We start from the raw sequence: 8,036 nt of genomic DNA, 5'->3' as shown, positions 1-8,036 counted from the left end.
CGGCCACAGTGCGTCGCGCGACTGGCCGTCGTCAAGAGCGCGGGGTCGGGTGCACGCCGCTCGTGGACCGGCCGCCGCATGCCGTGCGCGTGCTGGCACGCCTACCGAGACGTTCTTTCGGCGGTGTTCGATGCGTTCCCTGACGCTGTGATCCGTACCAGCATGCAGGGCTTCGGCAAGAACGCGATTTGCCCGTTTCGTCCGATCGACCACCAGCCCGGTCGCGACCGCAGGACCAGGCGTTTCGGTGGCCGACGGCGCTTGGCGTGTGCCGGGCAAACCGGACATAAGGAGAACTTGCCGGGGCCCTGTACCAGCATGGCGGTCTATCGGGGGCACGCCGGCTTCACGGAAGCCTATCCGGAGACCGCCTATCAGAACATCGGCTCGGAGCTATATCCGGTCACGATGCCTGAACTGTGCGAGTGCGACGACCGCACACCCACCGCCGGTGACGATCTTATGTGGGCTGGTCGATCGTACGCAGGTCCCGATTTCAGCTATTCCGAGGAATACATCCAGGACGTCATACGGCATGCAGACGAAACGCTGYGCCGCGTACCTGCCTGACGGAGTCCGATGGACCGGCCGCCGTGCGCCGGCCGTGCACACGGAACGCCGGCACCTTCCCGGCTCCCAGGACCACGAGAGACAAGGGAGCGCCATGGAGCCCTTCACCATCCGCGCCGACCAGCTGCGGCCCGGCCGACACCGCTGGGGCGCCACCGGCGAGTGGGTGATCGTCGATGCCTACACCAGCGAGGACGACACCGCGCTGTATCACCGCGCCGGGTTCACCCCCGCCGACGGGTTCGTCGCGGTCATCTCCCGCCTGATCGGCGATCCGGGCTGCCGCGACGCCGAGGTCTGGCCCCACGACAGGAAGATTACCGTCGAGGTGATCGACGACGACTGGTGGCGCGACGACACGATCAGTGCCCGCCGGCTGCGCACGGTCCTTCTCAGCGCGCCCGAGCTGGACCCCGCGCTGCTGTTCGACAAGCCTGCCCTCCACCGGGCCGCGATGTCGCGCACGGCCGGCGCGTTCACGACGGCCACCGAAGACGCCGTGCGCCATGCCGCCGCGATGGCCGGCTGGACCGCTGACCAGTCCGAAGCGCAGCGGCTGGCCCTCCGCGACGCCTGGTGGACGGCGGAGCGTGCCCGTGCCACAGCGGGCCGCCGGCTCGCCGAGCTGGCTGCCTACACCCGCTCCCAGGGCAGGCCCCGGCTGGCGGTACTCGCGACCGTGTCCGAACCCGAGCGCGCGGCCCTCAGCGCGGCCGGGTTCGGCGATCTGCTGCCGCCGCGCCGCCCGTTGCCCGGCGGCTCGGACACCGACCGGTAGCGGACCGCGCGGCGAYGTCCTCGAAGTGACCAGCACAGACACCGTGACGTTCGCGGTCACCGCGTGGGCGACGACGCGATCACGCTGAGCCTGTCCACCGGCGACCCATGCGGCGCGTTCACGATCACCATCCGGCGGGTGCCCGACGACGCGGACAGTCCGCTCGCGGGCCGGCTGCTGCTGCACCTGCCCTACCCGGACCAGCCGATGCCGCACGACCAGTTGCACCCACTGCACCCCGGCACGTTCGTCATCGGCCGGCCCGCCCCGGCCACACGAACCCACCTGACTGCCGCCTGAACACTCGCCTCCCGGTGACCGGCGCCGCCTACTGCCCGCGCGCGGCGGCCGGAGGCCCCTGCCCCCCTGGCTCAGGACACACCCACCGGTCCGTCCTGGGCCGGCCCTTTGCCCTACCCCTCCACCACGATCAGGAAGGCACCCGCATGCCCACGACACCGACGCTCGCGGTCGCCACCGACTTCATCCTGTCGCACGCGAGCGAGCAGGACCTGACTCGTATCACCGAGACGGTGAAGCAGCGGCGGGCCGCACTCGCCGCGATCAGGACCGCGTCCCTGACTACGGGCACGCCCGTGCGGATCGCCAACATCTCGCCCCGTTACCTCAACGGGCTGACYGGCACCCTCGGMSSSATCGACGGCAAGCACGYCACGGTSAYCCTSGAYGCCRMGTCCACGGACCGKCTGCGCTTCACCKCCAGCAACAAGCGCTTCSMCGTYCCSTYCGASRCGRCCAGCTACGACSTGCSCGGSGTGCCGCTGAGCTGCTGCCTACCCACCTGACCGCCCGCACCGCGCCGGGCCGGGCACGAGTGGCGCTCCTGTGCCCCGCCCGCCCGGAAGCGGGTGCCGCGGACATTCCCGGCCCCCTTTTCGGTCCTGAAAGAGAACACGATCATGACTGCTGCCCGCACCATGCGCGTCACCATCAGCGGCCTCTACTCCGAGTACGAGGTCCCATACAACCCCGACCGATGGAATGGCTGGGGCATTCCCGGGTTCACCCTCGAACAGGTCCGCAAGCTGGTCGCCGAGACCGACGCGGCCATCGCGAAACTGCCGCCCGACCATATCGACGACACGATCACGATCAGTGAGGACGGTGTCGTCTCGGTCCACAGCGGCCAGTACGACGAAACTACCGTCGTCCCCCCAAGCCCGGAGGGCCTCTACTACATCGGCGCCGCCGACTGGGCCTGGGAAATCGTCGACAAGTGAGCGTAGGTGCGTTTCCGCATCACGATCACGTCGCCCGCGAAGGCGACGGGACCATGCCCGTCACGCCGCCCTCTGTGGCACGCCCGTGCGCCAGCAAGAAAGAGGAAACGATCATGAATGTTGACTCGGATGACCCGCTGCACCGGGCGGCCCTGCACGAGGCGTCGGTGGACACGTGGGCTCGGTGCGGCAACGAGTTCTGGATCAAGACGTCGGAGGGCTGGAAGCTGCCCGGGTGGCGGGGCCGCGCGATCAGCACGGACGAGTTGCCCGCAGGCACCACCATCACCACCAAGATCACCGTTCCGCTGGTGTGGCTGACCGACGACCAGCTCCGGCGGTTCGGCGCCACCGACGAGCAGATAGCGCGGCTGCGCAGGACGTGGGACCGGAGCTGATCGCTCCCCAACCGACCCGGGGTTGACCAGCCCCCCGACCGGTCCGGCGGAGGGTCTCACCGCGCGGGCCGCCCTCACTGACCGATCGGCTACCGACGCTCGGCTCCCGGGCGCGTCCCACCGGCCCTGGCCTCCTGCCGCGATCCCCCTCTTCCGCACGCGATGGAGGTGACGCATGCCATCCGACACGCAGTACCTGGTGCACGTACGGCTGACCCGCCGCGACCACCGCGGCGATGTCCTCGCACTGACCAGCACCGACACCGTGACGTACGCGGTCACCGCGTGGAAGCAGCAACATCCCGACCTCGCCGTCGGCGCACCGACGGTCACCACGGAGGGCCTCGACGCCTACGCCGAGATCACCGTCGCGACCGCCGAGGCCGCCGGACAGCTGGYCGGCTTCGTCACCTGGATGACCGAGGCCCCGGCGCACGTCCACGACAACGACAACACCACCAGCCTGCCCGGCGCGATCAACGCCGACCAGCTCGCCGCCCTGGTCCCGGGCAGCCCGGTCGAGTTCCTTGTGGAAGGGACCTGGTATCCGGGCGAGGTCCGCGTCACCGACCTCGCCGACGCTCACGGCGACCGGATGCTGATCGTCACCTACACCGGTGAACAGGTAGCCAACCCGAAGATCCGCAAGGGCAGTGTCGATCCGGGTGACGGCTTCCCCGTGTACGCGGGAGAGATCCTCCTGCTCGGCGCGGCCGGTCAGACCGTCGCCCCGCCCCGGCCGACCGTCCATGTGGTGCGTGACGCGCTCGTGCGCGTGTACGGCGCCGCACCCGACACCAACGACGCCAGCGATATGTACGTGATCGCCATCGACGGCGTGAAGATCCTGTTCCGGCTGGTCGCGGCCGACGACGACGGCGATGACTCGGAAGAGGCGGAACCGACCGTCTACGTCTACCTCGAAAACACCGGCCGGCCCAAGGGCACGCACCTTGTGGTGGACGTCAACGGCAACGCCAGCGACTACCGCTTCTGAGCGTCGTTCGAGGCGCTGCCCATTGCCTGCGATGGCAACCCGCGCCGGGCGCCGGGCGCGCTGACCGTTAGCGGACCCCGGCTCCCGCGACTCCCGCGCACCCGCACGCCCGAAGGAGGTAGCCCCATGCTGTTCGACCTATCCGTGCTCCCGACCGCCGACGAGGACGATCTCAGCGCCGCCCTGTCCGCGATCAACGCCGAGTTGCGACGTCGGATCACCACCGACGGCGGGCTCGCGTCCCTGGTCCACGAGACCTGGCCGACGGCGGTCGCTGTGCTGTGCGACATGGACTGGGGGGACTACCCGACCGCGTCGGCCGAGGGCGTGCTGCTCGCCGACAACAGCACCATCCACGTCGCCCCGGAAAGTGCTCCACAGGAGTGGGACGCGATCTGTGACGAGGTCGCGAACCTCGCCGCCGTCGACGGCGCCATCAGCGACGACATCGAGCACGGATACCTGATCCGCCTGTCGCCGCCCGCCACGCCGGCACCCAACCTCGCCACGGCCCGCGGCTGACCCGGTGGGCACCACACCACGCCGCCGCGCGGCAGCCGACCTCGACAATCTGCGACGGCGGCCCGTTAACCCGGGCGGGCCGCCGGCCGACGACGATCGTCTCGACGCCCGCGCGCTACTCGCCGCCCTGACCGGCGGTGACGGCGGCCGGCATGCGGCGCTGTGCGCCGCCCACCTCGGCGACCACGGCGCGCCCGCCTACGACCCCGACCGGGTCGTGCGCATCCTGACCGCGCTACGCGACCAGCTCCCCGGCGAGATCGAGACCTGGATCTACCACCGGATCTCCCGCGCCCGCGCCGAGGAGATCTGGCGTCACCGCCTCGAACGCGGCGACTGCTCCGGCTGCGCCGATCCCTGCGCGTTCTGCGTCACCTGGGCCGAGGCGCTCGGCCTCGAACGGGTCGCCGATGCCGGCCGGCACGTCTGGCGGCCCCGCCCCCGCGCGGACGCACAGCCACGCCCGGCGACCCGCCGCCGCGCGGGCCGGGCCGCGAAACCCTCACCCGGACGGAGCGAGAGTGATGGCTCCTGAGTTTCCCTTGCCCTCGACGTTCGTCGGCTGCCCGGTGGTAGCCGGCATCTACGTGCCCCGCGCGGGCCACTACGTGCCGCTGTGGGCTCTCGTCGCGGCAAGCACGGAGCCCGGCGGGTTCCACGTCGGTCTTGTGCGCGACGACCAGAACAGTATCCAAAGCTGGTACGACATTCCCGGCCTGGCCGAAGCGCTCGACTGGATGCGCGCCAAGGCCGATTTCTGGGCGGACTCCCGCGACTAGCCGAACCGTCGCCGGCCTTTTCTCTGGGTCTTCGTCCGTCACGGAAAGGAGCGGAAGTGAACCATGCTTCCGAGTTTCCCGAGCTGATGAACACGCTGCCGGTCGACCGGCGCCGCAACGTGCCTATTCCGGCTGTCACCGCGCGCCACCCGGACGGGGAGCCGGACTTCTCGACCGTGGATGGCCGGGAGGCGCTCCGTCTTGCCTCCGAGGGGCGGTGCGGTATCTGCGCCCGACCGTTCGACGAGGAGGTCGCTTTTCTCGGCAGCCCGGATTCCGTCGCTGCCAGGGCCTACTACGACCCGCCGATGCACGAGGGATGTGCCGAGGCGTCGACCCGGCTCTGTCCTCACATAGCCCGCCGCGACATGCGCCGCCTGACAGATCGGCGTTCCACCGGGGAACTTCCTGCCGGTAGTTCCCCGGACAAGCCGGACCGGTGGGTGATGTGGATCTGTCGGGGATTCGGTGCTGCTGTCGTGAACGCCATGCCGGTGTTTCTTCCCGCACCTTACACGCGGCTGCGGACCTTTACCTACACCGCCGACGGCCAGCTGGGCGAAACGTTCGATACGACACCCGGTGTCACCGGCTGACCCGCCAGCACCTACCCACCTGTTCACGGAAAGGGGAGATCACAATGAGGATGCGGCGCAGCCGCAACGGCCACCGGCTTCCCCGGAAGCGATTCCTGCGGATACGCCGCTGCGCGCCGCCGGACACGCGGTCGCTGCGCGAGCGGGCGCGTGACGTGTTCCTCGACGCCCGTGACGCGTTGCGGATCGTCCTGGAAGACGAGATCGAGGCCGCGACGCGGGCCGAGTGCCCGGCGGCGAGTTGGCTTGAGGTCGAGGTCTACACCGACGAACTCGGAGAAGCCCGCGCCCGGCTGCTCGCGGTCCTCACCGACGACGGCACCGTGAGCGACGACCTCGACGCGGTCGCCGAGTCGATCTCTGAGCTGCTCGACGAGTGGGCGACCACCGCCAACGTCGACAGCACCGAGATCGTGTTCCGCCAGCTTCCCGCGCACCACTGATCTCTGTTCCGCCACGCGCTCTCGCGTCACTTTCGCCCGTCCGCGCCTGCCTGCACCGGCGGGCCGGCGCCCGCCGCCGATGCGGGCCGGTCGATAACCGGGCTGATCCCGATCCCATGTGGAAGATCATCATGACTGTCATCGCACCGCCCGCCACTATCGCGGGGCCGACTGCCGTCGTCCCTTACCGAGACCTGCTCGCGGCGCTGGCCACGGTCGGCACCGTCGTGGACCGCAAGAGCCAGCCGCCGTGGAACGCCGCTCTGATCACGGCCGATCCCGACGGGGACCTGACCGTCACCGGTGCCAGCCCCGCCGCGACGGTCTCCGTGCGCCTGCCCGGCGCCGCCCGGTCCGCCGGCCGGTTCCTGGTCGATGGCTGGGCGCTGACGCAGATGTGCAAGGCGCTGGTCCGGGGCGAGCGCCGCGCCGACACCGACGAGCTGCCTGTCCTGCTCGACGGGTCCTTCCCACCTGCCCCCACCATCACGATCGGCGACTACACCGTGCCGCTGACCGGCCTACCGGTGGAGGATCATCCTGGCGCCTGCCGGCCCGCGCCGACGATCGCCACCGTTCAGCGGGCCGCGTTGCGCGCCGCGGTGGACCGCGTCCTGCCGGCGGTCGGTCGGGACGACACCCTGCGGGTCCTCACCGGGCTGTGTGTGTCGTTCGCGCCTGGACTGGCGACCGTCGCGGGGACCGACCGGTACCGCCTGGCTGTCGATGTCCTGCCCGCGACCGTCACAGGGCCGGCCGGGCAGGAACTGCTGCTGCCCGGGAAGATCCTCGCCGCCTGTGCCGAGACGTGGACCGGGCCGTCGGTGACGATCGGGCRCAGTACCGCCGCGTCCGTCCACGACGTCGACCGGGTCACGTTCACCTGCGGGCAGACGACCGTGAGCGTGGTCGAGATCGGCGGCAGCTACCCGCCGTGGCACAGACTGCTGGGCTCGCTCGACACCCAGCACACCGCCACGTTCGACCGGGCGACGGTGACGGCCCACGTGGCACGGGTCCAGGCGATCCTCACCGCCCACCCGAGCACCCGTCGCCCCATCATGACCATGACGCTGACGCTCACCCCGGACGGGCTGCGGGTCGCGCCGCTGCTGCCCGAGCACGGCGCGCGTGTCCACGCGCCGACCCTGCCGGCGACGACATCGCTCACCGACGGGACCGTCCGCTGGGTATTCAACGTCGCCTACCTGCGCGCCGCCCTCACCGCGCTCCCGGGCGACACCGTCCTGTTCAGCGGACAGGCGGACGTCGCCAAACCCGTCCTGCTCACCTGCCCCGAACACCAGACGGCGAGCGCTCCGCCGTACCGGCACCTGCTCATGCCCATCCGCATCGACTGACCCGAGCCTTTCCCACGGATCTCGATGCGTGCCGCCGCACACCTTCTGCATCTGGAGGGAGGACCGATGGAAAGTTCGTCGGTGAACTACGGAACGATCGACATGTACGACGCGCTGCCTCCACATCCCGCCGCGAGCTGGGAACCGGGAAACGTCGGCAGCTTTCCCCTCCGCATCACCGCGCTGCTCGACGAAACCGGCGGAATCCTCGTCCACATCGACACCGCCGTCACCCTGAACCTCGCCAAGGAGAAACCGCCGCTCACGGGAGTTTTTCGGAAACTTGTCATAGTCGATTTCGGAACGGATATCCGGCTGGTTCGGTCAGGCCCCGTATCGGTTCCCGCCAGC

General features: G+C 70.2%; 13 protein-coding genes. All 13 read left to right on the top strand.

Features of this window, described 5'->3' with window-relative positions; translation table 11 throughout:
• Window positions 1-570, top strand: a 570-nt coding sequence (locus KBI5_RS25990) for a hypothetical protein (protein ID WP_206745273.1), incomplete at its 5' end; no start/stop codon positions are given.
• Between the two features lie 94 nt (window positions 571-664).
• Window positions 665-1,348 carry a hypothetical protein gene (locus KBI5_RS22955; protein ID WP_085016433.1) on the top strand — a complete coding sequence of 228 codons (684 nt, stop codon included), beginning with the start codon at window positions 665-667 and terminating at the stop codon, window positions 1,346-1,348.
• Between the two features lie 63 nt (window positions 1,349-1,411).
• Entirely contained in the window at window positions 1,412-1,648 is a 237-nt protein-coding gene (locus KBI5_RS22950; RefSeq protein ID WP_241883132.1) for a hypothetical protein, read from the top strand.
• Window positions 1,649-2,268: 620 nt separating this feature from the next.
• Window positions 2,269-2,589: a hypothetical protein gene (locus KBI5_RS22940; protein WP_085016432.1), complete on the top strand. Its 321-nt coding sequence runs from the start codon at window positions 2,269-2,271 to the stop codon at window positions 2,587-2,589.
• Between the two features lie 113 nt (window positions 2,590-2,702).
• Entirely contained in the window at window positions 2,703-2,987 is a 285-nt protein-coding gene (locus KBI5_RS22935) for a hypothetical protein (RefSeq protein WP_085016431.1), read from the top strand.
• 175 nt (window positions 2,988-3,162) lie between these two features.
• A complete protein-coding gene (locus KBI5_RS22930) occupies window positions 3,163-3,984 on the top strand; it encodes a hypothetical protein (protein WP_085016430.1) in 822 nt (273 codons plus the stop codon).
• Between the two features lie 126 nt (window positions 3,985-4,110).
• Window positions 4,111-4,506, top strand: coding sequence for a hypothetical protein (locus tag KBI5_RS22925; protein ID WP_085016429.1), 396 nt, complete (start codon window positions 4,111-4,113; stop codon window positions 4,504-4,506).
• 4 nt (window positions 4,507-4,510) lie between these two features.
• Window positions 4,511-5,041 (top strand): hypothetical protein, encoded by a 531-nt coding sequence (locus tag KBI5_RS22920; RefSeq protein WP_085016428.1) that lies wholly within the window; start codon window positions 4,511-4,513, stop codon window positions 5,039-5,041.
• Window positions 5,031-5,285 (top strand): hypothetical protein, encoded by a 255-nt coding sequence (locus tag KBI5_RS22915; protein ID WP_085016427.1) that lies wholly within the window; start codon window positions 5,031-5,033, stop codon window positions 5,283-5,285. The genes KBI5_RS22920 and KBI5_RS22915 overlap by 11 nt, the downstream gene beginning before the upstream one ends.
• A gap of 56 nt (window positions 5,286-5,341) precedes the next feature.
• Window positions 5,342-5,881, top strand: a complete 540-nt coding sequence (locus KBI5_RS22910; RefSeq protein ID WP_085016426.1) for a hypothetical protein — start codon at window positions 5,342-5,344, stop codon at window positions 5,879-5,881.
• Between the two features lie 44 nt (window positions 5,882-5,925).
• Window positions 5,926-6,324 carry a hypothetical protein gene (locus tag KBI5_RS22905; protein ID WP_085016425.1) on the top strand — a complete coding sequence of 133 codons (399 nt, stop codon included), beginning with the start codon at window positions 5,926-5,928 and terminating at the stop codon, window positions 6,322-6,324.
• Between the two features lie 131 nt (window positions 6,325-6,455).
• The gene (locus tag KBI5_RS22900; protein WP_085016435.1) at window positions 6,456-7,685 is read left to right on the top strand and encodes a DNA polymerase III subunit beta; all 1,230 of its coding nucleotides are present in this window, start codon (window positions 6,456-6,458) and stop codon (window positions 7,683-7,685) included.
• Between the two features lie 66 nt (window positions 7,686-7,751).
• The coding region (locus KBI5_RS22895) for a hypothetical protein (protein ID WP_241883130.1) at window positions 7,752-8,036 on the top strand (285 nt) is incomplete at its 3' end.

Origin of the sequence: Frankia sp. KB5 (assembly GCF_002099325.1) — a bacterium.
Lineage (GTDB): Bacteria > Actinomycetota > Actinomycetes > Frankiales > Frankiaceae > Frankia > Frankia casuarinae.
Note: the sequence above shows the minus strand (reverse complement) of the source record. Positions and strands in the feature narration are given on the sequence as shown.